The organism is Enterococcus sp. DIV2379, from assembly GCF_050542965.1.
GTDB lineage: Bacteria > Bacillota > Bacilli > Lactobacillales > Enterococcaceae > Enterococcus_D > Enterococcus_D entomosocium.
In genome coordinates, this window is record NZ_CP172938.1 from 1,439,869 (window position 1) to 1,463,338 (window position 23,470).

General features: G+C 43.1%; 20 protein-coding genes and 1 riboswitch. Of the genes, 15 read left to right on the forward strand and 5 right to left on the reverse strand.

Translation table 11 applies throughout. The annotated features are described in order from the left end of the window. Positions 1-135 precede the first annotated feature (135 nt). Positions 136-654, forward strand: a complete 519-nt coding sequence (locus IGI92_RS06660) for a signal peptidase I (RefSeq protein ID WP_016613282.1) — start codon at positions 136-138, stop codon at positions 652-654. 62 nt (positions 655-716) lie between these two features. On the opposite strand, the gene IGI92_RS06665 is transcribed toward IGI92_RS06660, so the two are convergent. Genes IGI92_RS06665 through IGI92_RS06680 form a run of 4 tightly spaced genes read right to left on the reverse strand, consistent with a single transcriptional unit; the run spans position 717 to position 3,951 of the window. Then, positions 717-1,397, reverse strand: a complete 681-nt coding sequence (locus IGI92_RS06665; RefSeq protein ID WP_430608335.1) for an energy-coupling factor transporter transmembrane component T — start codon at positions 1,395-1,397, stop codon at positions 717-719. Beyond that, on the reverse strand, positions 1,324-2,736 hold the full coding sequence (locus IGI92_RS06670) for an ABC transporter ATP-binding protein (RefSeq protein ID WP_430608336.1): 1,413 nt from the start codon (positions 2,734-2,736) through the stop codon (positions 1,324-1,326). The genes IGI92_RS06665 and IGI92_RS06670 overlap by 74 nt, the downstream gene beginning before the upstream one ends. After that, on the reverse strand, positions 2,733-3,335 hold the full coding sequence (locus IGI92_RS06675; protein ID WP_005236560.1) for an ECF transporter S component: 603 nt from the start codon (positions 3,333-3,335) through the stop codon (positions 2,733-2,735). Before IGI92_RS06675 ends, IGI92_RS06670 begins: the two co-directional genes overlap by 4 nt. Then, a complete protein-coding gene (locus IGI92_RS06680) occupies positions 3,328-3,951 on the reverse strand; it encodes a YkoF family thiamine/hydroxymethylpyrimidine-binding protein (RefSeq protein WP_005236559.1) in 624 nt (207 codons plus the stop codon). Before IGI92_RS06680 ends, IGI92_RS06675 begins: the two co-directional genes overlap by 8 nt. 94 nt (positions 3,952-4,045) lie before the next feature. Continuing rightward, a riboswitch (TPP riboswitch) is annotated at positions 4,046-4,145 on the reverse strand. A 323-nt stretch (positions 4,146-4,468) separates the two neighbouring features. Here IGI92_RS06680 and IGI92_RS06685 point away from each other — a divergent pair. Continuing rightward, positions 4,469-6,007: a metal ABC transporter solute-binding protein, Zn/Mn family gene (locus IGI92_RS06685; RefSeq protein WP_430608337.1), complete on the forward strand. Its 1,539-nt coding sequence runs from the start codon at positions 4,469-4,471 to the stop codon at positions 6,005-6,007. Between the two features lie 64 nt (positions 6,008-6,071). After that, positions 6,072-7,082 (forward strand): plasmid pRiA4b ORF-3 family protein, encoded by a 1,011-nt coding sequence (locus IGI92_RS06690; protein WP_008381564.1) that lies wholly within the window; start codon positions 6,072-6,074, stop codon positions 7,080-7,082. 93 nt (positions 7,083-7,175) lie between these two features. On the opposite strand, the gene IGI92_RS06695 is transcribed toward IGI92_RS06690, so the two are convergent. Next, positions 7,176-8,291 carry an NAD(P)/FAD-dependent oxidoreductase gene (locus tag IGI92_RS06695; protein WP_430608338.1) on the reverse strand — a complete coding sequence of 372 codons (1,116 nt, stop codon included), beginning with the start codon at positions 8,289-8,291 and terminating at the stop codon, positions 7,176-7,178. Positions 8,292-8,409: 118 nt separating this feature from the next. Here IGI92_RS06695 and recQ point away from each other — a divergent pair, with 118 nt between their 5' ends. The 12 genes from recQ to IGI92_RS06755 all read left to right on the forward strand — a co-directional run bounded on the left by recQ (position 8,410) and on the right by IGI92_RS06755 (position 23,367). Continuing rightward, positions 8,410-10,176, forward strand: coding sequence for a DNA helicase RecQ (gene recQ, locus IGI92_RS06700; protein WP_005236551.1), 1,767 nt, complete (start codon positions 8,410-8,412; stop codon positions 10,174-10,176). 57 nt (positions 10,177-10,233) lie between these two features. Continuing rightward, positions 10,234-10,653 carry a GNAT family N-acetyltransferase gene (locus tag IGI92_RS06705; RefSeq protein WP_430608339.1) on the forward strand — a complete coding sequence of 140 codons (420 nt, stop codon included), beginning with the start codon at positions 10,234-10,236 and terminating at the stop codon, positions 10,651-10,653. A 57-nt stretch (positions 10,654-10,710) separates the two neighbouring features. Continuing rightward, a complete protein-coding gene (locus IGI92_RS06710) occupies positions 10,711-11,451 on the forward strand; it encodes a MurR/RpiR family transcriptional regulator (protein WP_005236546.1) in 741 nt (246 codons plus the stop codon). Positions 11,452-11,878: 427 nt separating this feature from the next. After that, positions 11,879-12,244, forward strand: a complete 366-nt coding sequence (locus tag IGI92_RS06715) for a hypothetical protein (protein WP_430608340.1) — start codon at positions 11,879-11,881, stop codon at positions 12,242-12,244. 45 nt (positions 12,245-12,289) lie between these two features. Continuing rightward, positions 12,290-14,614 (forward strand): WxL domain-containing protein, encoded by a 2,325-nt coding sequence (locus IGI92_RS06720; RefSeq protein WP_430608341.1) that lies wholly within the window; start codon positions 12,290-12,292, stop codon positions 14,612-14,614. A gap of 303 nt (positions 14,615-14,917) precedes the next feature. Continuing rightward, a complete protein-coding gene (locus IGI92_RS06725; protein ID WP_430608342.1) occupies positions 14,918-17,062 on the forward strand; it encodes a glycoside hydrolase family 3 N-terminal domain-containing protein in 2,145 nt (714 codons plus the stop codon). 223 nt (positions 17,063-17,285) lie between these two features. Next, a complete protein-coding gene (locus IGI92_RS06730) occupies positions 17,286-18,287 on the forward strand; it encodes a LacI family DNA-binding transcriptional regulator (protein ID WP_008381553.1) in 1,002 nt (333 codons plus the stop codon). Between the two features lie 13 nt (positions 18,288-18,300). Continuing rightward, the gene (locus IGI92_RS06735) at positions 18,301-19,218 is read left to right on the forward strand and encodes an ROK family protein (protein WP_008381552.1); all 918 of its coding nucleotides are present in this window, start codon (positions 18,301-18,303) and stop codon (positions 19,216-19,218) included. Between the two features lie 57 nt (positions 19,219-19,275). After that, positions 19,276-20,223 (forward strand): ABC transporter permease, encoded by a 948-nt coding sequence (locus IGI92_RS06740; RefSeq protein ID WP_005236531.1) that lies wholly within the window; start codon positions 19,276-19,278, stop codon positions 20,221-20,223. 12 nt (positions 20,224-20,235) lie between these two features. Beyond that, positions 20,236-21,111: a carbohydrate ABC transporter permease gene (locus tag IGI92_RS06745; protein WP_005236529.1), complete on the forward strand. Its 876-nt coding sequence runs from the start codon at positions 20,236-20,238 to the stop codon at positions 21,109-21,111. 18 nt (positions 21,112-21,129) lie between these two features. Next, the gene (locus tag IGI92_RS06750) at positions 21,130-22,773 is read left to right on the forward strand and encodes an ABC transporter (RefSeq protein WP_086332268.1); all 1,644 of its coding nucleotides are present in this window, start codon (positions 21,130-21,132) and stop codon (positions 22,771-22,773) included. A gap of 15 nt (positions 22,774-22,788) precedes the next feature. Further along, positions 22,789-23,367 (forward strand): hypothetical protein, encoded by a 579-nt coding sequence (locus IGI92_RS06755; RefSeq protein ID WP_005236526.1) that lies wholly within the window; start codon positions 22,789-22,791, stop codon positions 23,365-23,367. The last annotated feature ends 103 nt before the right edge of the window (positions 23,368-23,470 follow it).

Here is a 23,470-nt window from a genome sequence, read left to right on the forward strand (position 1 = left end):
ATAATTAAATAAAGTCAAATAATAATCGAGTAATCTTCGTATAAAAATTCAATGAAACGTTTTTAAATATTTGAAAAAAATAGAGTTATGTTATAGAATCATAAAAGAAACTGAGGTTTAGAAGGAGAATAGAAAATGAAGCTTTTTCCAAAACAAAGTATCATGCTCTCACTTTTTGTACTGATGTTCATGCTGCTGTCTGTACTAATTGTGGTGATCCCACATGCGTTTGGTTTCACAATGGCTATTGTTGCTAGTGATGCAATGGAACCGACATATTCTGAAGGGACACTCCTTTTTGTAAAAAAAGCTTCTGAAGATAATTTAGTGGTTGGCAACGAAGTAACGTATTATGTTGATCAAGGTAGACAGATGCGGACGCGGCGAATCGTTGCGGTTGGGGAAAATCAATCGGTGCTCTACACCATTGGCGACAATCAAAATCAGATGGAACCAAACGAAATTCAAAAAAGTCAATTGATTGGCCAGCCGATATTTTATATTCCCAAAGTAGGGGCCTGGTTGAACCAAACGACGATCCAGCTGTTTAAAAACATGTATCTTCTTTTCGCCTTGTATATATTAGCAACGACGATGTTTGTTACGTTTTACCAAATCAAATCTGGTTCAGTAAAAAAGACGATCACTTCTTAATAAATCAATGAAAAAAGACAAAGAAACCCTTACGTTTCTTTGTCTTTTTGTCTCTTTCCCCTTTATAGGATGAGTGTTCCGCCAAGTCCCACCATCAAACATAAGGATAAAAACAGCGTATCCATAAAAGTGATTCGAAATGTCTTGGCATAAGTTCGCTTTCCTTCACCGTCGAAACCTCTTGAAAGCATTGCCGTCGCCAAAAGTTCGGACCAGCGAATGGATTTGACGAGTAAAGGAATCAACATTTTGAAAGAAAACGAATTGACTGAGATTCCTCTGGAACGCATGCTATTGCGGATGTTTTGATACTCTGCTGGAATGATCGGAGCAATTTGAAACGCAGCGAGCAGACCGTACGCAAAAACGGCAGGCAGGTGCAGCTGTTGCTGCAGCGAATAAATCAATTCATTGATCGTGGTCGTCACACTGAAAGAACTTCCCAGAATACCGAAGCAGTAGATTCGGCTCGCCATGTCAAGCCCATAGTGAATAGCTGCCGTTGAGGAGGGAGCGCCTTGATGGTCTTGATAGTAAAGGAGACCAGTGAAAAAGACCCCTACAGCTACCAGTGTTAATGCAGAAAAGAGCAAAAGACTTTTTTTCAAGGAGCGCTCTTTTACAGTAATAACGAAGAATAGGACAGAGAGCAATAAATTCAATCTGAAATTATTTTGAAAAGAAACCACTAAGGCGAGTCCTAAAATGGCGAATAACTTGACTGTGGGATTGAGTGTACGCATCTGCGACCTCCTTTTGATAGCAATTGAAATCAATGATTTGCGAGCAAAACTGTTGCAACAATAAGACATCGTGACTAACGATCAAAACTAACGTGCCAGTGGTTGCTTTAGCAGCTAATAGCTCCATGATCTGCCAAGCTTGTGTGACATCTTGACCATATGTCGGCTCGTCTACTAGCAGTAGGTCGACCGGGCGCTGCAGTAAGGAGGCAACAGCCAAGCGCCGTTGCTGTCCTTGACTCAGTAGAAAAGGCGACTGGGCACTCTTGTTTTGCAGACGCAATTTTTCGAGTAGTTTGTCGCTCTCGGTCGGGGCGCTTCCTTGGCTAAGCTCTTGCGCAACGGTAGCTGCCAAAAATTGGTCTTGCGGATTTTGCATGATCCAACTGATGGAGCGAAAAGGTGACGGATACTTCTTGATTGGTTTACCTGCCAAAAGAATATCCCCTTTATAGGCCTGCTGCTGTAAAATAGCTTTTAAAAACGAAGACTTGCCGCTGCCGCTACGTCCAGTGATTCCAATCAGTGAGCCCTTATCAAAGGCAAGATCTGGGAAAACAATTTCATGGTTTCGGATGGGTAATCGGAAATTTTGAAATGAAAGCCGTTTTTCGTTAGAAGTCGATTTAATGTTCACAAGCGGCAGCGACTTGCGTAGGTGCTGATCAAGTTGGCGGAGCGCTGCTTGATTGATCGTTCTGAATTCCTTTTCAATCAGCAGCCACTCATCGACCCAGTTAGCGGTCTCTTTGATTTGATGATCGATCAATAAAATACCAAGAGCATTTTTGTGTTGGATTTGCTGCAGTTTTCGTATGACTTTTTGACTTGTGTCCGAATCCAAATTGGCAAAGGGTTCGTCCAAAAGCAAGTAACGACTTTTTAATATCAGACAACAAGCCAATGCGGCTAGCTGTTTTTCACCACCAGACAAGGTCGTGAAAGGTTGATCAGCAAGGTGGGTAATCTCGCAAAATGCCAAAGCTTCAGCCACTTTGTTTGGCATGTCTTTTTGGGGTATACATTGATTCTCTAAACAGAAAAGCAACTCTTCTCGAGGTGTTGCCATGCAAAATTGCATATCAGGATTTTGAAACAATAAGCTGACGGACGTGCTTCTTTCCCGGATGGAAAGCTGGTTCATCGTTTGGCCGTCAATCGTATACGTCCCTCCATCAAACCCCTTCTCATTTAGTCCCGCTAAGAGATGGAAAAGGGTGCTTTTTCCTGTTCCTGAAGCACCATAAATCCCTTTGGTTTCACCAGGGGCCAAAGACAGAGTCAATTCAAGTCGCTTTTGATCCACCAAAAAACTGCCGTTTTTTACCGACAGGCTCATGCGGTTTTCCGTTTGACGATGACCGTTTGATCTTCAGCAATGGGGTAACTGTTGAGGACCCCCATCCGTGTCAAGTGGTCACAGACGATCTTCACTAAAAAGGCTGAAAAGAATAACGAAGAAAGCAAGCGAATAAGAAAGATCGCCAACAGCAACTGCCATTGTAGGTTAATGAAATTTGACCGAATGATTCCCCAAAGAAAACTCGTGATCGTGGCGCCCACGGCTCCAGTAACTAAAGGGAACCACCCGTAGCGTCGGTAGCGGCCTAATGCAAAGCCGGCTTCTGTTCCGATCCCCTGTACAAAACCGCTAATAAAAATGATAGGTCCATAAAAATTTCCCATAAACACTTCTAAAAGAGCCGCAATCATTTCAGTGATCGTAGCTGCTCCCGGCTTACGTAGCACATATCCGGCAAAAGCTGCCGCCATGAACCAAACACCAAAGATAAACTCATTGGCTAAGACAGATAAACCAAAGGGCGTTAGAAGCGTACCTAACAACAATCCGAAATGGACAGCCCCAAGATAGATCACGCCAAAAATCAACGAAGCAATTCCTACCATGATGACATCTTTCAAAGCCCACTTAGTCATGTGGCATCGCCTCCTTTTTTGAAGGGCTATTGACCGAAACAGTCGCTTCCAGAACATAGTGGGGGAGATGGTCATGGGCATAAGCTAATGCGGCTTCAAAATAAGCAAAGAGTTGGCTTGCTGATCCGGTCAGCATCGTCACATAGTGAGCGGAACGAGGGCTCAAGCCATGAGTCTCTGCCAGTTGGACGATCGTGGCGATTTCTTCCATATAATGATTTTCGCCAAATACGTAAAACGAATATTTGCAATCAACCAAAAAGTCACCATTCGCAAGGTTCTTTCCTTTATTGGGTTGCGCCTGTTCGCCATTCAAGAATGTGTCACCCGCAGTGTCTCCGGGACAGCCTTTGGAAAAAGTAAACTCACCCACGAGGTGTGTCTTTGATTCGTAGGCGTTGATAAATAGCGCCTCTGCTGCGTCTATGACACTAGGCGCTTCCCCTCGAAAAAGGGTACTGAACAGATCGGTCTGCTGCCAAACAGCGCTCGTATTCGTTTTTTCGATACTTGTTAAAATTTGTTGCGCGAAATGGTCTTTCATTGGGTACAAGCTAACTCGGCACCCCGTGATATCGATCCCATCTGCCGCACAGGCGATTGGTTCATTTGTCATTTTTCTCTTCTCCTCTCGATGGTTTTTCTGTCTACAAAAAAAGCGTTCCTCCTTTTTCTATCCACACGTAGACAGAAAAAATGGGAACGCGAAAAATCATGCGCTGCCACTTCCCTACGTTGGTACTAACCAAATCAGGTTCTAAGGGACCAGACATACGTCTATCTCAGCATAAAGCGCCCCTAGTGGATAATCTTGTATTCAATTACCCCTCGAGTGTAGCACAGGAGGCGACAAAGGACAATAGATAGCGATTTTCGTCATTTGCCGATTGTTGCCGAATCAACCGATCCATTCAGTAAGTTAATAATGATATCAGCAGTGGTACATATGAAAGTTTTTACATATAAAAAAACATCTTGAAAAGCTGTTGACAAGGGGTAAATAGTTGTGTAAAGTAGAAAACCGATGGTAAAACGTAAACGTTACGTTTTGTTTTTATAAATTGTAATTGATTTATCAGTGTTTTGCCGAGGAAAAGGAAATATGGAAAAATAAAAAGGAGTGTATTTTGAAAATGAAGAAGTTTTTTAAAATAACGATGTTATCAACAGTAGCCCTAGCTTTGGCGGCCTGTGGACAAGGAGGCTCTGATGCAACTGAACAATCAGGCAACGCTGCTTCTGATAATGAACAAATTCAGGTCATGGCTACGTTTTATCCGATGTATGATTTTACTCGTCAAGTTGTAGGGGATGAAGGGGAGGTTGAATTATTGATGCCCGCGGGCACTGATTCCCACGATTATGAACCTTCTGCAAAAGATATGGCAAAGATCCAAGATGCGGATGTTTTCGTCTACAACAATGAGAACATGGAAATGTGGGTTCCTTCGATTGAAGCCACGTTAAATGACGGGGATGTGACAGTGGTTAAAGCCACAGAAGGAATGGTCCTGTTACCCGGTGACGATGACCACGATCACGATCATGACCACGGCGATGATGGTCATTCTCATGAATTAGATCCCCATGTCTGGTTAGCCCCAAGCTTAGCCATGAAACAAGTAGAGGCGATCCGTGACCAGCTGAGTGAGGCTTATCCAGCGAAAGCGACAGCCTTTGCTGAAAATGCGGCAAATTATTTAGCACAATTACAAGATCTTCATGAATCGTATGAAGAAGCATTTAGCAATCCGGCGCAAAATCATTTTGTAACGCAGCACGCCGCTTTTGGTTATTTAGCTTTAGAATACGGATTGACCCAAGTTCCGATCTCCGGTCTTTCACCAAGTGAAGAGCCTTCCGCTTCACGGATCGCAGAACTAAAAGAGTTCGTTCAAGAAACAGGCATTCAGACAATCTATTTTGAAGAAAATGCCAAAGACAGCATTGCCCGGACGTTAGCGTCAGAAGCAGGAGTTGAATTAGCTGTTTTGAACCCATTAGAAGGCTTGACCCAAGAGCATATGGATAACGGGGAAGACTACATTTCAATTATGGAGCAAAACCGCGATGCCTTGAGAAAAACCACCGATGTAGCAAATGACAAAGAAATGGCTGAAGCCGAAAAAGAAAAAACAGTTTATAACGGCTACTTTGAGGATGCCGATGTACAAGACCGTCCTTTATCTGACTGGGCAGGAGACTGGCAATCCGTTTACCCATTTTTACAAGACGGAACATTGGATCAAGTGTTTGATTATAAAGCAAAAATGGACAAGAAAATGACAGCTGACGAATACAAAGAGTATTATACGACAGGGTATCAAACGGATGTTGCTCAGATCAAGATCACAGACAATACAATGACATTTATTTTTGATGATGGTACTGAGAAAGAAGCTAAGTATGTGTATACTGGCAAAGAGGTTTTGAACTACTCAGCTGGTAATCGTGGCGTACGCTTCTTATTTGAAAGCACCGATGAAGATGCGGCGTTCAAATATATCCAATTTAGCGACCATATGATCGCACCAGGTGCTTCACATCATTTCCATATCTACCTTGGCAACGAGAGTCATGAAGCGTTACTAGAGGAAATGGAGCATTGGCCGACCTATTACCCAACGGGGATGAGCGGATTAGAAATTGCACAGGAAATGCTCTCCCATTAAAAAAAGATTGACAATCCTCGCTCTTTTCGTCAAAGTAAACTTGATAGGAAGGAGCGAGATTTTTTTGGAAAAAACATTGAAGAAATTAGCGAAAGTGATTGACCGGATGATGGATCACGTTGATTTGTATGGCGGACCCAGTGTGGTTAGTGACGACGATCTTGAGCATTACTTAGATCCTGTTTTTTACTTGATCTTTTGCGCGGAAACAGATGGCGGCATGACCAAACTAAAAGACAAAGTCTTTGTTGAATGGGTATATACTGAAATGCTGCCTCAAGAAGTACCGTACAGTCTAAATTTTCTTCCGTTTGCCAAAACAGCCATTGAAGACTTTTATTACTGCATGTATAAAGAAAAGCATATTACCAAATCGCAATACCTAGAAATTGCCTTTGTATTGGCTGAAAAACAACCTATCTTTTTCGCTCGGATGTCCAAACCACAGTTTTGGTCAGCTGAAAAGAAAGAAGCGATGTTAGCAATGATTAAAGACACCGATCCCGAAGAACATGATCTATTGCCCGTTGATGACCCACGGATTGCTGCAATCTCGCCAAAAATCGTCCCATTTCCAACAAAACATACGGCCTTTGATGACGCAGCAGATACGCCGGTCGCCTATCAGGTCCGTATTGATTTAGAAGGATACCGTCCGCCAATTTGGCGTCGTTTGATTATTCCTGCAGGGCTGACCTATGAACAGCTACATATTTTGATCCAGATTGCCTTTGAGTGGATGAATCAACATTTGTATTTGTTTATTGCCGGCTCGAAATCGATCGGCTTAGGCAATTCCGTTCCAACGGATGCGTCCGCTATTGACCAAGATTTTCAGTATTGTAAGTCCATGACCTATATTTATGATATGGGGGCAGATTGGACACATAAGATCAAGATTGAAAAAGTGTTGACAGCAGAGGATCATCCGAATCCGGTCGTCCCGGTTTGTATCAAAGCTGTGGGCGATGTCCCGATCGAAGATGCCTTTGATGATGATATCCGTGAACCACTGGATCGTGAGATCATTAATGAAGTTTTACTCGATTATTGGGAAACAGGAGAATATGTTTAACTAGTAGTTAGGAAATTGTCCGTAATTTTACAAGAATCAAACAGCACAACCACCAGGCCGTAACGGTTCTGGTGGTTTTTTAGTGGTTTCCTATCAAAGGCGCTTTTTGATATACTCTGTCATCGGTTTGGTGTAGGACGAGAAGTCTGTTGGTTGCGCATGTACCTCATTGATCCGATTTGCTAGAAGATAACCGATGTAAGGTCCCGTCGTTAAACCGGAAGAACCTAGCCCGCTGGCGGCGAACAAATTCGTTTCATCAGGCACTTCCCCAAAGAAAGGCGCAAAATCAGAGGTGTAAGCGCGTGTGCCGACTCGCATAGTCATTGGGGCAGCAAAGAGTGCTTCGGGGTCTTCAAGGAAAGCACCGATTCCTGTCATCAATTGCTGTTGGGCTGCTTCAGTAGGTGTCAAATCCCAACCAGCATCATTTTCATGAGTAGCGCCTAATAAAATTTGACCATTAGAGAAGGGAATCAAGTCGCCTTCGCCTTCTAGCATGGCGACCGGCCAACTGTTTGTCGGCAGGTTGGTGGCAAAAGAGAGCAACTGGCCTTTTTGCGGACGGATATCAACCTGATACCCTAAAGGTGATAACAAGTCTAGTAATCCCGGTCCAGCTGTCAGGCAAAGAATCTCGGTTTCAAGAAAGTGATCCTTGGTTTTGATTTGCCAATGGTTGTCGGTTCTGACGATCTCAGCTTTTTTTTTAATAAAAGTCACTTGCTGCTGCTGAGCGTTTGCTTTTAAGTGGGCAAGATAAGCCTGACCATCTAAGCGGCCACCGCCTGTGATTCGTAAAGAGGGCATTTCTTTTAGTAATGGCAATACCTCTTTGGTTTGTGAGCCCGTCAGTAAGTCGATTTCGCCGATTCCTGGTGCCTCCTTACGTCGATTTTCAGCTAATTCTGCCAGTTCTTGAAGCGCCTTTTCTGGTCGCACTACTAAAGTGCCACATGGGGCATAGATGGATTCATCTAAAGCAAAATCCCGTACCAATTTCGGGAAGAAAGCGGCTCCGTCTTGTGCTAACTGGTACCATTTTTTATTGCGGCGTTTGGATAACCAAGGGGAAATGATGCCAGCGCTGGCAGATGTTGCTTGACCGATGAGGGAATCAATGACAGTCACGTCAAATTTGGTTTTATCAAGATAATTGGCGAGGGTCAAACCGATGATCCCACCGCCGATAATCATAACTTTTTTCATAGTAGAAGACTCCTTTGTTTGATTTCATTGAAAAGCGAATAAAAAGCGAAAGTTCTCTTAATGCCGTTTTCTTTGCGTACTTAATTGCGTATAATAAGGAAATGGAAAAGAGGGTATTATGCAAACTATTCAAACAGTCTTAAAAGAACATTTTGGCTATTCACAGTTTCGTGAAGGTCAAGAAACGATTATTCAATCTATTTTAACACAACAAAATGTTTTGGGAATCATGCCCACAGGTGGAGGGAAATCCATTTGTTATCAATTGCCAGCGCTCTTGCTGGATGGAGTGACCTTGGTCATCTCCCCTTTGATTTCATTAATGAAAGACCAAGTAGATAGCCTCGTTGATATGGGGATCCCAGCAGCGTATATCAATTCTTCCTTGACAGGAGCACAGATCAATCAACGCTTGCAAGAAGCACGCCAAGGGCGAATCAAACTGCTTTATGTTTCGCCAGAACGCTTAGACTCAGAATCTTTCCGCTACTCATTGCGGCAGATGCCGATCGCTTTATTGGCCGTTGATGAAGCCCACTGTATTTCCCAATGGGGACATGATTTTCGCCCGAGCTATCTGCGACTCGCCGAAACGATCGAAAACTGGGAGCAGAAGCCAACGATCGTTGCCCTTACCGCGACAGCTACACCCAAAGTTGCCGAAGACATCGAAAACTTACTTTCAATTCCGGCAGAAAATCAAGTCAAAACCGGGTTTGCTCGGGAAAATTTGGCTTTTCAAGTCGTCAAGGATCAAAAAGATACCTACATCACAACGTATTTGAAAATGAACCAAGGACAATCAGGTATCATTTACGCCAGTACCCGCAAGGAAGTGGAACGGATCTATCACCTGTTGAAACATGAACGCGTGTCCGTCGGGTATTACCATGGCGGACTTTCAGAAGAAGAGCGCTCATTTTTCCAAGAAGAATTTCTTTATGACCGCCTGCAAGTGATGGTAGCGACCAATGCATTCGGGATGGGAATCAACAAAAGCAATGTCCGTTTCGTGATCCATGCCCAGATACCTGGAAATTTGGAGTCTTATTATCAGGAAGCCGGGCGTGCCGGACGAGACGGCGAACCCAGTGATGCGATCTTACTTTATGCTCCACAAGACATGCAGATTCAGCAATTCTTTATCGATCAATCCGAATCAGATATTCTTTATCGCCAAAATGAATACTTGAAATTGCGGGAGATGAGCCAATATGGACATACCCAACTGTGCTTACAGCGCTATATTTTGCGTTATTTTGGAGAAGATGGACCCGATTGCGGTCGTTGCAGCAATTGCCTTGATGAAAGAGAACAAGTGGATATCACAGTGGATACACAAAAAGTGTTGTCATGTGTGAAACGAATGGGCGAACGCTTCGGGAAAGCCTTGGTGGGGAAAGTGCTAACGGGCTCTGGCGACCAAAAAGTCAAACAGTGGGGCTTTGAAAAGTTACCAACTTATGGATTAATGAAAGATTGGTCTCAAAAGGAAGTCAATCAGCTGATCGATTATTTAACAGCATCAGGGTATCTTTTGCCGTCAGAAGGGCAATACCCTTTGTTAAGTGTGACCAATGCGGGGATTGATGTGTTGCTTGGAAAAGCAAAAGTTTATAGAAAACAAACCAAAGTCAAACAGTTAGTGGTTGATGATGAACTGTTCGATCAACTGCGCACCTTACGATTGAATCTCGCACAAGAACAAAATTTGCCGCCGTATGTCGTTTTTTCTGATAAAACACTGCGAGAATTGGCGGAAGTTCAGCCAAAAACGCCGATCGATTTTTTACAGATCAAAGGGGTTGGCCAAAACAAATTGGATAAGTATGGCGATGCCTTTTTAGCATTGCTTTCTGAATACGAAAAGACGGAAAGTGATTAAAAAAGACCATTTTCTCTACGATAAGACAAAAAAACAGCAGGAAGGGACGAAAAATCAGTGATTACGATTCGACCGGCAATAGCTGCAGATCAAGCGTTTTGGTTTTCTTTGGATACTCACTTACCAAAGGAAGTCTTCGCCAAAAAGATAATGGAAAAAACTGCTTATGTAATAGTTGCAGACGAACAGCCAGTAGGGTTACTGCGCTACAATTTTTTCTGGGACACGATTCCTTTTTGTACCATGTTAGTGATCGCAGAAGCGCATAAAGGCAAGGGACTTGGGAAACGGTTGGTTACTTATTGGGAACAACAGCAAAAAGCAGCCGGCCATGCTCTTTGTTTGACTTCCACGCAAGTCGACGAGCAGGCACAGCATTTCTATCGCAACCTTGGTTACCAAGATGCCGGTGGGTTACTTTTGACAAGTCCTGGATTTGAACAGCCGATGGAATTATTTCTTATCAAACAATTGTGATGTTTTTGCTAGCTTGTGGTACATTGATAGGAGAATGAGAAAATAGGAGCGTTTACTATGTCTTTTTTTGGAAAAATCGATTTCAATGAGTTATCAGAGACCGATCGTGCGATTTATCATTATATGTCGAGCCAAAGTGATAAGATTCCCTATATGCGGGTTCGTGAGATCGCGCTTGAATCCCACACCTCAGCTTCTTCTGTTATGCGCTTTATCCGTAAATTAGGGTATGAGAGCTTTACAGAATTTCGTACCCAGTTCAAAGCACCTGAGTTAGATGCTGTCAGTTTTTTTAGCAGTATGACCGTTTTGGATCCGGAACGCTTCCCGCGAGACATCGAAGGAAAAATCCGGCGAATCGCTGAACGAATGCTGGAATGTGAGAATATTATTTTTTATGGCATCGGTGCGTCAGGTTCAATGTGTGAATATGCTGCCCGCCGTTTTGCGACGATCGGATTTAACAGTTATGCTTTGGTGGATAATACCTATCCAATCTTTGCGAAGCTGAAACATACTTCAGACAATATGATCGTGGTCCTTTCAATCACCGGAACGACCACCGAGATCATTGAAGTGGTCAATGGCTTTCGTAATAATCCTGACTTCACCACTGTAGCAATCACCAGTGACGCCAACAGCACACTGGGGCGAATGTCCGATTATGTCTTAGACTATTCAGTTGATGTGAAACGCATCAACAAGTATGAAGATTTGACGACGCAAATTCCTTGCCTTTTCTTAGTCGAAGCGTTGTCGGAGACGGTTCGTCAGTTTTCTTTATCCGCAGGGGAATAAGCTACATTTTTCCTTAAATAAATGAAAAAAACAAACAGGTTTAATGGATCAAGAGACTTTTCTTTTGATGACTTTTGGACCTGTTTGTTTTTTTGCATTTTAGCAAGCTAATTACGGTTCAGTCTTGTTGATAGAAAATGAGAGGGACGCCTGACATGAAGCGTCGATTCAAGGTGTCGAGGATTAAAGGAATAACGTAATCTAAGATCATTGAGCTTTTTGTTGTATAAAAGGGAGATGGCAAGTTTCTAAAATAGTTGCAACAATAACATATGAATGAAACGTATGTTTTTTTTAACTTCATGCAGGATATTCATCGATCGAGGAATATCGTGAATTTTATTCTAAGTAGAACATCGATATAATTAGTATGACATGTTTGAAAACCATCGTTTTCGAAATGAACAACTCACAAGGAGGAGGGAGAATGGATATCAACGGTGCATCTATTAGAGGAAGGGCTTTGAAAGTATGTTTGGTCTTATTGTTCGCTTTCGGGTTTACAAGAACGAGTTTTGGCGAGGAGAGACGTTCAACGGAAACGGAGGGGACAGTGGGGTTTACCGGGATTTATGAGCCTTTGGATCAACCAGAACCATCTCCACCAACCGGTCCTGTTCCGCGTCCACCGCAAGACACGGGTAAACCCGGCGGGCAGCTGCCCCAGACAAACTTCATTCAACGGTTGGATTGGGTGATTCTTGGAAGTCTCTTGCTGATCACCGCACTTAACATATACGTAGTAAAACAACTTATCAAAAAAGGGAAATCAACATCCCTTAAGTGGGACTAGATCCCATGGGGAAAATAAGAGAAATGACATTTAGGAGTGAATGCGATGAACTCATTTTTTCGCAAAAAAAATAAGTGGTTGCTGGTTCTACTTGCCTTACTCCCACTGATTACAACATTAACAATCATGAATGCCGAGACGATTTTTTCGTGGACACCAGAGGAAGAACAAGAGGAGAAAGCAGACGATGAAGTGAGTGGAGAAATCTCCTTTGCGGAGGAACTGATCCAAGGCGAGGTCGAGCACGTATTAGATTTTATTTTCTACTCAGAAGTTGCCCTCGAAACGGTGAACATCACGTTGCCTCAGGAAGTAAGCATTGATCAGGAAGCTTTGAACGATGAGCTAACGGTGGTAGCAACAGACTACGAAGGTGTGTGGCAGCTGAACAGCGAGACCCCACAGACGACTTTTGTCTTACCGATTCTTGTGGATACGATCGGAGAATATGAGATCATCGTTGCCGAGACTGCTACACAGCGCCTGCTGATCTTAGATCATACGGAGGCCGAAGACACTGATTCGACGGAAGAAGAGAATGACTCTGCGGAAGCAGATCAAGCTGCGGATGCGGAAGCGAGAGAGCCAGAAGCTGATGATAGAAGTGGACAGATGGTCGAAGTGACAATTAACAAAAACAATTTTAGAGAACACTTTGCTATCGAAGGTGACGAAAATACTGCTACTTACAATGATGAAACTGGGCTATTAGTACTAACAGAAGATATAACTGGGTCAGTCGGTTATGTTACCTTAAAAGACAGAATTAGTCTGGATCAGCCATTTACGCTTAAAGGTAAAGCCAATATTGGGTCTAAACCACTTGGTGCTGATGGGATGGCATTTGGCTTTCACAATTCTGAGACCAATAGAATAGGTTATGAGGGCAATGCGTTTGGAATCGGAGGTTTGAGGGATGCTTTTGCTTTTAAACTAGACAATAACTATAATGCTACTCGAGGTTTTTTTGACCAGAATAGGTTTATCGTTGAAAGAGACCCTATAGCTGTCAATGGAGCGCCCTTTGCTGGCTTTATCTATCATAGGACACCATTATTACTGGAAACATATATGGGAGATGATGCTCGAGCAGCAACTACGGGTGCTAGAAATGGAGCAGATGACCCGATCCTGATTGAATATCAGCCAAATAATGAAGGTCGCTGGTTTAAAGTTACTTATAGAGGTATGACTTGGGAACGTGACATCAGTGATTGGCAGCCATCAGATATTTCTGCAATGGCATTTATTATATCTGGTAGTACAGGTGCGAGAAGTGATCGTCATACCTTTTATTTTGAAGAGATGAATTATTACATTGGTACCGGAACCGTCCATGTGAATTATCGAGATCGAGAGACAGGGGTGGATATTCTACCAACTGAAACATTAGAACTACCATTACGTTTCCTTCATACCCTTGACCCCAAGAACCGAGAGAGCGATGAACCCTATCAGTTAGGGTATGACTATTATGGGGTTGAGTTTGACACAGAACACTTTGACCCAGGTACATTTGATATTATGCCGCAGCCTTTCCATCAGAATGTTACTTTTTTATTTGATCGCGTGCCATCGAACATCAAGATCAATCACATAGATGAAGAAGGGGTAGCATTGAGGGAACCAACCTATCAAGGAGAATTCGTAAATGAATCGGTTGATATCTTGCCTTTGACAATTCCTTATTATCAATATCTTTACGAGCGGGACGGTCAGCCGCTGGAAACAAGAGTCACCCGAGATGAACAAGAATACTGGCTGGTTTATGGTTTGGAAAGTACTCCGCAACCAGTAGACCCTCTTGATCCGGATACGCAAGTAAATCCTGAGAATCCGCCTGAGATTGATGCAGAACAAGGGTTTGTCAGCTTGGATTTTGTTTCCCAATTCCAGTTTGGGACAGTTGGCATTCGGTCAGAAACGACGACCTACGATGCCCTGCCGCAAAAACTCCTTCAGCCGGCTGATCCAAATGATAATCTATGCCCTAATTATGTGCAGGTTTCAGATCGGAGGCGGGAAAATTCCGGTTGGACCCTCCGTGCAACCTTACGAGAGCCTTTTGAAAGTGATGAAGGGCATCAACTGACTGGTGCTAGAATTTTATTAGACAATATCGATGTAGTAACGACTCGAGAAAACGTGTCTGAGCCACCTACTCATAAAAAGCAAGCAGCACTGACTGTTGGAAATGCGGAGATAATCGCACAAGCAGGTGCCAACCAAGGCAGAGGCACTTGGGTCCAGCGCTTTGGCGATCGAGAAACAATGGATCAAAGTGTCAAACTTGAGGTGCCAATTAGTGCGACTCCTCAAGCCACGAGATATTCAGCAACCATTCTTTGGGAACTTTCATTTGTTCCTTAACAATAAACAAAAAGAAGCTGCAGCGAATTGCAGCTTCTTTTTGTTAGCATCGGAGAAAACACAATGTCGGATGTATCAGGGGATTTGGTGTTATCCATTATTTATGGTACACCTTGTACCATGATGAAGATTTTTCCTTTTTGCCATGAGTTGCACCAAAGTATGAAGACCGTCTTTTTTTGAAAACGTTTTTAATTATACTGAATGAAAGGAATCGGCAACATGTTGCTTCTGCTAAGAAGGAGCAAATGCCGCAAGTTCGATAAGCAAAAGAATAGAGCCTAATGATTGGAGAGAATAATAGTGGAAACCGTAAAACTAAAAGAACTGATTGACCAAATGACTGTAGCTGAAAAAGTGGGCCAGTTGGTCCAATTGACGCCAGATTTTTTTGCGCAAGGAGGAGAAATCACCGGTCCGATGCAACAATGGCACATGAGTGAAGACCAATTATTTTCGATTGGTTCTGTGTTGGGCACTCATACTGCGGAACAAGTGTATGCCATCCAAACGTCTTATCTTGAGAAAAGTCGCTTAAAGATTCCTCTTGTTTTTATGGCAGATGTTATCCATGGGTATGAAACGATTTTCCCAATTCCACTGGCATTAGCATCTTCCTTTGATGCGCAGTTAGTGGAAGAGGTTGCTAAAGCTTCAGCAAAAGAAGCGGCAGAAGCTGGTGTCCATGTCACGTTTTCACCGATGGCGGATCATGTTAAAGACGCGCGCTGGGGGAGGGTCTTGGAAAGTAATGGGGAAGATCCGACCTTATCTGCGGTGTTGACGGCTGCTTATGTACGAGGGTATCAAGGAACTGCTTCCCTTGCAGAAAATAAACAGCGAATTGCTGCTTGTGTCAAACACTTTATCGGCTATGGCGCTGCAGAAGGCGGCCGGGATTACCATACTGTCGATTTGTCTGATCTGGAGCTCTACCAAAATTATCTGCCCGCGTTTCAGGCGGCGATTGAAGCTGGTGCAGAATTGGTCATGACTTCTTTTAATACGATCCATGGTGTGCCGGCCACAGCCAATCAACCATTGTTGCAGGAAGTATTGCGAGAAAAGCTTGGGTTTGATGGCTTGATCATCTCAGATTGGGCAGCGGTGGCGGAATTGATGGCGCATCGTGTAGCTGCTGATCGAAAGGAAGCCGCACAGAAAGCTTTTACTGCAGGTGTCGAAATGGATATGATGAGTGATTGCTATTTGAACGCACTAGAGCAAATCATTCAGGCAGATCCTGCTATGAAAGAGCAGTTGAATAAGGCGGTTTTTCATGTGCTACATTTAAAGAACAAGCTAGGCCTTTTTGAAGACCCTTATAGAGGGTTAGCACCGGAAAACTTAACGCCTAGACTCCTAAAGGAAACCCGTCTTCTTTCAAGAGAAGCAGCAAAGCAAACAACGGTTCTTCTGAAAAACCAGGCACTGTTGCCTTTGCAGAAAAAACAAAAGGTCGCGCTGATCGGTCCCAAAGCAGATTCAAAGGATCTTTTGGGGGCTTGGTCGTGGATCGGCAAACCAGAGGCTGCGGTCTCCTTAGCGGAAGGTCTTTCTCAAAAAGAAATTGACTTAACTGTCTTATCGTACCCTGATGGGGAAATGTTGACGAGCGCCTTTCTTGATGAGGCGTGTAAAGTCGCTAAAGGAGCTGAGGTCGTTTTATTGGCTCTGGGGGAAACCAGCGAGGAAGCGGGAGAAGCGGCAAGTCTGACCAAACTTTCTTTATCAAGAAAGCAAGAAGCATTGATTGAAGCAGTAAGTCAGGTCAATCCTAGGATCGCAACGATTCTTTTCTGTGGCAGACCACTGGTTTTGACCGCCATCGAGCCTCTTTGTCAAGCCATCATGATTGCCTGGTTCCCTGGATCAGAAGGCGGTAATGCATTGGCAGATTTGTTGATGGGCGAATCTGAACCGCAAGGACGTTTAGCTATGAGTTTTCCAAGGGCAGAAGGACAGTTGCCGTTGACTTATGCTCAACTCTCTACAGGTCGGCCACTGACAGAAGAGAATAGTGATCAAAAATATATTTCGCGCTATATGGATGAAAAAAATGAGCCGTTGTTTTCTTTTGGCTCGGGGATAGGCTATAGTAAATGCACGATTACCCACACCCAAATCATTATTCCTCAGGAAAAGGGAGCGCCATTTGAGATCAGTTGCACACTGAAAAATGAGGGCGATGTGCCGCATACAACGACATTGCAACTCTATAGCAGAGACGATGTTACGGAAGTAGCACGACCGATGAGGGAATTGAAACAATGGCAAAAAATCCATCTTGCTGCAGCCGAAGAAAGGCAGCATTCATTCTATGTTACACCAGAGGATTTTGCTTACGTTCATTCTGATTTCTCGACAAAAAGTGATCCTGGTACGATTTCCTTATACCTTGGCTTTGCTGCTGCCTCAGCGAAGTTGATTGGTACGCTCACGATTTAAAAGCCTTTCGAGGCTTTTTTTTTCGGGTACAACTTGTACCAAAGTGGCACAGGTTTCAAGGTGCTGGTACATGCGCCAACTAGTCCTAGAACCATTGTGGGTGAAAACGTTTTTATATATAGTTGGTTTATCGGATGGCCAACCTTAGAGTGGTCGTTGATTTTTTCAGCAAAATAAAAACGTTTTTATTTTTGGGAAGAATCCTTCAGGAGGGGAGAATCATTTGACAAATCGAATCACGATTCGGGAAGTGGCAAAGGAGGCAAACGTGTCGATTGCGACCGTGTCTAAAGCATTAAACGGTGTCGATGTTGTTCGGCCCGCAACGAAAGAACGTGTGATGGCTGCCGCGCAGCGGTTGCATTATGTCCCAAATTTGATGGGCAAACAATTAAAAAACACGAAAACCAAGATGCTTGGTTTTTACACCACCAGCATTAAGGGCCCCTACTTTAGCGTACTAGTTGAAGCCATTGCCAGAGAGGCAGAAAAACATGGGTATGCAGTCAACGTGTTTTTATCTGCAGATAAGCGCGTTGTCCTCAATAGTATTTTAGGTGGTGTTGTTGATGGCATTATTGGATTTGAAGATTTTTTAACGAAGCAGGATTTGGCTGCGATGGAACGAGAACAAATCAAAGCCGTCTTTATCGATCGAAACATTCAAGAGAAGAACTTCGGCAGTGTAGTCTTTGATTCTTTCGAAAAAGGGAAAGCAGCCACCGAGTATCTTTTGTCACTTGGCCACAAAAAAATTGCCTTTATCAGTGGTATTACTGGTGTTTATGATAGTGATGAGCGTTTAAGAGGGTATTTAGAAGCATTAAACGAGGCAGGGGTTTCTAAACGGTCGGACTATCAATTGCAGGGGTTCTTTGAAGAAGAACGAACGAGAGTCCGCGTGCAACAGTTTTTGCTAGAGCAGAAAGATTTACCCACAGCGTTTCTGGCGGGAAATGATCTTAGTGCGATCGGAACGGTCAAGGCGATCCATGAGACCAAGTGGCGGGTGCCGGATGATTTCAGCGTAATTGGCTTTGATGGCATCGATCTCTTGGACTATTTCATGCCTCGGTTGACGACTGTGAAAAATCCAATCCAATTGCAAGGGGTCACGGCAGTAAACCACTTGATCGAAATGATTGAGGAAAATGCATGTGGTGTCTCCTACGTTTTACCAGGAGAATTGAGTATTAATCAATCGACAAAACAAGTAAATGAATAATGAGGGTGAAGCAATGTTTATTGGAATTGATGTTGGAGGAACGGCTATCAAATATGGTGTGATTTTGAGAACGGGTGAAATTGTGAAGAAAGGACAGATGCCAACCATTCATGAAAAAGAAAAATTTTTGCAATCCATCACAGCATTGATCGAATCGCTGCAGCAAGACGCAATGATCGAAGGTGTCGGTATTAGCGCACCGGGCATCATCCAAAAAGATGGCACGATGATCACGGCAGGATCAATCAAACCGCTTTATGGAATCAACCTAAAGTTGGAATTAGAGAAACGTGTCAAGCTGCCAGTCCTTGTTGAAAATGATGCCAATGCTGCAGCGATTGCTGAAAAATGGCTTGGGCATGCACAGGCTTGTGAGAACTATCTTTGTCTTGTTGTGGGAACTGGTATTGGTGGCGGGATCATCGTCAACAATCAGCTCTATCGAGGCAGTCATGGCATGGCAGGTGAATTTGGGTGGATGCTGATCGACACATTGCCTGAACAGGGAAATCTAGAGTCAGTTTCCTTGAATCAACGAGCAGCCATCGTGGGTGGTCTTTGCCATCAGTATCAACTGGCACTTCAGCAACAAGGGCGAAGTGATCTGCCTCAAGATGCAGTCGAGATCTTCCAGAGAGGAGAACAAGGAGAAGTAGTAGCGAACCAAGTGATTGCTCAATTTTTCCAAGATTTATCAGTGGGCTTACTGAATTTGATCAGTACATTTGATCCCGAGCTGATTTTGGTTGGTGGTGGGGTCAGTGAAAATGATGGTTTCATGACAAGGCTTGAAGAGACCATGAGCCAGCTAAAAGCTCGCCATGAAAGTATTGGTTATTTAGAAGGTCGCACGATTGCACCGATTCAACGAGCAAAATTAAAAAATGATGCTGGTATGATTGGTGCGGTCTATCAATTGATGAACCAATAAAGGAAAGCATGTATTTCCTTTGGGTGAAAAAGTAAGCGTTTTAGAAAGGGTGGAAAAATGGAATCAAAAGGTGTCATGCTAAAAGCAACCCCACAGAAAAGGTCATTTTTGCAAAAACTAAAAAGCCAAAGCTTTTATCAAGCGATGGTTTGGCCAGGTATTATCTTGATGATTATTTTTAATTTTATCCCATTGTATGGGATCGTTATCGCGTTTAAAGATTACTCAGTTCTTGATTCGATCGCAAATGCGGAGTGGGTCGGTACTCAATATTTTCAAGAATTTTTTAGTGATTCAATGTTTTGGACGGTGATGAGTAATACATTGGGCATCAGCTTTTTTAAACTACTGATTGGCTTTCCAGCGGCGATTGGTTTAGCGGTATTGATCAATGAAATCGTTCATGTGCGCTTGAAGAAGGTCGTTCAAACGGTGTCTTATTTGCCGCACTTTCTTTCTTGGGTCATCTTAGGTGGCATGTTTATTACGTGGTTGTCTGATACCGGTCTGGTCAATAATTTACTGTTAGGTTTTGGGTTGATCGATGAACCGATCCGCTTCTTGACCGATCCCGAAAAATATTGGGCGATTGCAGTCATTTCCGATATTTGGAAAGAAGTTGGCTGGAATACGATTTTATACATCGCTGCTATGACGGGGATCAATCCAGCTCTTTATGAAGCAGCTAGAATGGATGGCGCCACGAAGTTCCAGCAGATCACGCGGATCACGATTCCTTCGATCCGTCATATTATCGCCTTGACATTTGTTTTGTCAGTGGGGGGGTTATTGGGTTCAAACCTCGATCAGACACTCGTCTTACAAAACCCTGTCAATTATCAGTCCAGTGAAGTCATTAATTCATTTGTCTATAAAATGGGGATCCAACAAGGAGACTTCTCCTATGCGACCGCCGTTGGCCTGTTTGTGTCGGTTGTTTCTTTGATCCTCGTAGTAGGAAGTCATCTTTTGACCAAAAAAATCAGTGATGAATCAGTCTTTTAGAGGAGGAAAAGTATGAAACAAACATTTTCAAAAGATGAGAAGATCTTCAATACCGCCAATGTGATTTTCATGGTATTCTTTTTAGCCATCATTGCGTTGCCATTATGGAATATCGTCGCTTTGTCGTTCAATGATGCAACCGATGCCGCAAGAGGGGGGATCTATTTCTGGCCACGGGAATTTTCACTAGAAAGTTACTACACCGTTTTTGAAGATTCTGCGATCTATAAAGCTTTTGTTATCTCAGTTGCAAAAACAGTGATTGGCGTTGTTTTGCATACGGCATTAACGGCGATGGTCGCCTATGGGATGAGTCGCAGAAACTTAATGGGACGGAAAATCTACATGAACATGGGGATTTTAACGATGTTCGTTTCCGGAGGAATGATCCCAACCTTTCTCTTATTCAAAGAATTAGGGTTGTTAAATAATTTTTGGGTTTACATCATTCCTGTCTTATTTTCTTTTTACGATATGGTGATTTTGATGAATTTTTTCCGGAGCATTCCATTTTCGCTGGAAGAATCTGCCATGATGGATGGCGCCAATCCTTTTATTATTTTCGTGAAAATCATTTTGCCATTGTCCCTTCCAGTTTTGGCAACCATTGCATTATTCCACGGCGTCTTTCAGTGGAACGACTACATGACCGCCAATATCTATGTGGATGATCGCAGTTTATATCCTTTACAAATGCTACTATTTCGGATCGTTTCGGAAAATCTATCGCCTGCAGTGGCGACCGGAACCAATGTGGTCAGAAATACGACTTCACAGTCATTGCAATTAGCAACCATGGTCGTCACGACGGTTCCTGTCGTCGTCATCTATCCATTTTTACAAAAGTACTTTATTCAAGGGATGACTCTTGGATCAGTAAAAGAATAGACAAAAGGAGAGAAAAAAATGAAAGCAAGCAAATTATTTTTAGGGATCGGTCTCGCACTTACGTCAACCATAGTATTAGGAGCCTGCGGCAATTCCAATAATGATTCCAAAGGGGCCGCCGTCGTAGAAGATCTGCCAGAAGCCCGCTTTGAAGCAGATAAAGACACGCCTAGCTGGCAAAAGGACACCGACCATGAAGCTACTTTGAAATGGTATGTCAATTTTGATTGGTATGCTCAGCCGGGTTGGGGCAAAGATACTGTGACGCGAAAAATCAAAGAAGATATGAATATCAATGTCGAATTTATTTCAGGAAATGACGAGAACCTTAATACGATGCTAGCTGGTGGCGATCTTCCAGATATCATGACCTTCGATAAAAACCTGTCTGCTGCAAATGAAGCGACAAAATTTGCCTTGCCATTAAATCTTTTGGCAGAAAAATATGACCCTTACTTCTTAGAACATGCAGCGAAACCGGAATCTGTTCAATGGTTTACTTTAGAAGATGGCAACATTTATGGATACCCAAGCTTTTCCACGACTGCACAAGATTATGAGGACGGCAATGTAGTAGGAGACCAAGTTTTCATTGTCCGCAAAGATATTTATGAAGCATTAGGGGAACCCGATATGTCGACGCCAGAAGGATTTTTAGATGCGTTAAAACGGGCAAAAGAAGCATTTCCGACAGCAGATGATGGTGCAGCTCTAGTCCCATTTGCTTCGACTGCACTAGATATTTCCAATGGTGGGGATGGCGCCTATGGTGGTACTTTGCAAGACTTTCTCAGTATCGCACCAAGTGTAGACGGTCAATTCAATGATCGTGACGCTGATGAGGAGTACATCACTTGGATCGAGACATTTAGAAAAGCGTACAATGAGGGATACATCAACAATGACCAGTTTTCAGACAATGACAACACGATGAAGGAAAAACTAGGACAAGGGCGTTATTTTGCTTACCTGCATACGAATACGAAGGGACTCAATGAGTTTATGTCCGATAATAATGCCCGTAATCCTGAGCAAACCTATATTGCCGTCGATGGTCCGAAAAATTCGAATGGCGATGATTCCACTTTTACTGGCGGAAATATTGGTGGATGGACACAAACCTTCATCACGACGTCGACAAAAGAACCCCAAAAAGCCATGGAACTTTTGACGTATTTAGCAAGTGAGTATGGCACGATGGTCACTACCTTTGGTATCGAAGGGGAAACATACAATCTTGTGGATGGCGTGGTTGAGTACTCAGAAGAAACAGAAGCGTTACGAAATTCTGATATTGCTCGCTTTGATAAGGAAATTGGTTTAGGTTCTTATTGGTTTGTTGGCAATGACAATTACGCCATTCAAATGGGACAAAAACCAGCAACATCGATTCGGCAGATGGTGGAATGGTCGCAAGACAAATTGGCGCCGCGTTTTGAGATCGAAGACATTGATCCTCGCACCGGTTCTGAAGCAAGAAACCTCACTTCCATCAACACAGCAAGAGTGCAAGCGTTGGTCAACTTTATTCAAGCAGACTCGGAAGAAGCGGGCCGTCAGATTTGGGAAGACTACCTAAAAGAACGAGAAAACAATGGATGGTCAGCAATCGTTGATTACCGAAATGAGAAAATCGCTGAAAATATTGAAAAATTAAACTAAAGGTGTGTGAGTGTGATGTTTGCTTTAGAGAGTCGTTTTTATCGTCTTTGCGAAATCGTTTTTCGTATGCTGGTATTGAATCTCTTGTTTTTAGTGGTATCGTTTCCGATCATCACGTTTCCAGCCGCTTTGCGAGCAGTGGTCGATGCTTACGAACATCCTGAAGCAAAACTGCTAAAACCCTTTTTGAAAAATAGCAAAAGCGCGTTATTGAAGACTCTGCCACTAGGGGTCTTCAATCTCTTCTCATTTTTATGCGGACTCAGCTTGTGGCGTTCTGCTACTTTGACGAATTCATTGTTTTTCTCTTTTTTGACCATCATTTTTCTTACTTTTTTGTTGTCCTACAACATTAACCTGTATGTGATGCAATCAAAAATGCAAGATCGGCAAAACTTGTTTGACCTTTTTCGTAGTAGTTTTTTCTTTACGATGATGCACTACCATAAAGGGATCGGAATCTTAGTCCTAGCAGCGATCGGCTATTTCTTCACATGGCAATCAGCACCAGGTATCTTCTATCTATTTTGTCTGTCTGGGCCCTTGTATTTCTATCAAAAAGTGTTGCATCTAAACAGAGTGGATCAATCTTGATTCACTCTTTTTTTGTTGCTTGTATTCACCACTAGCAAGGAAGTAAACAGGATGAAACACATTCCAATCTTTGAAACGCATTGAATTGAAAACGTTTGCTATT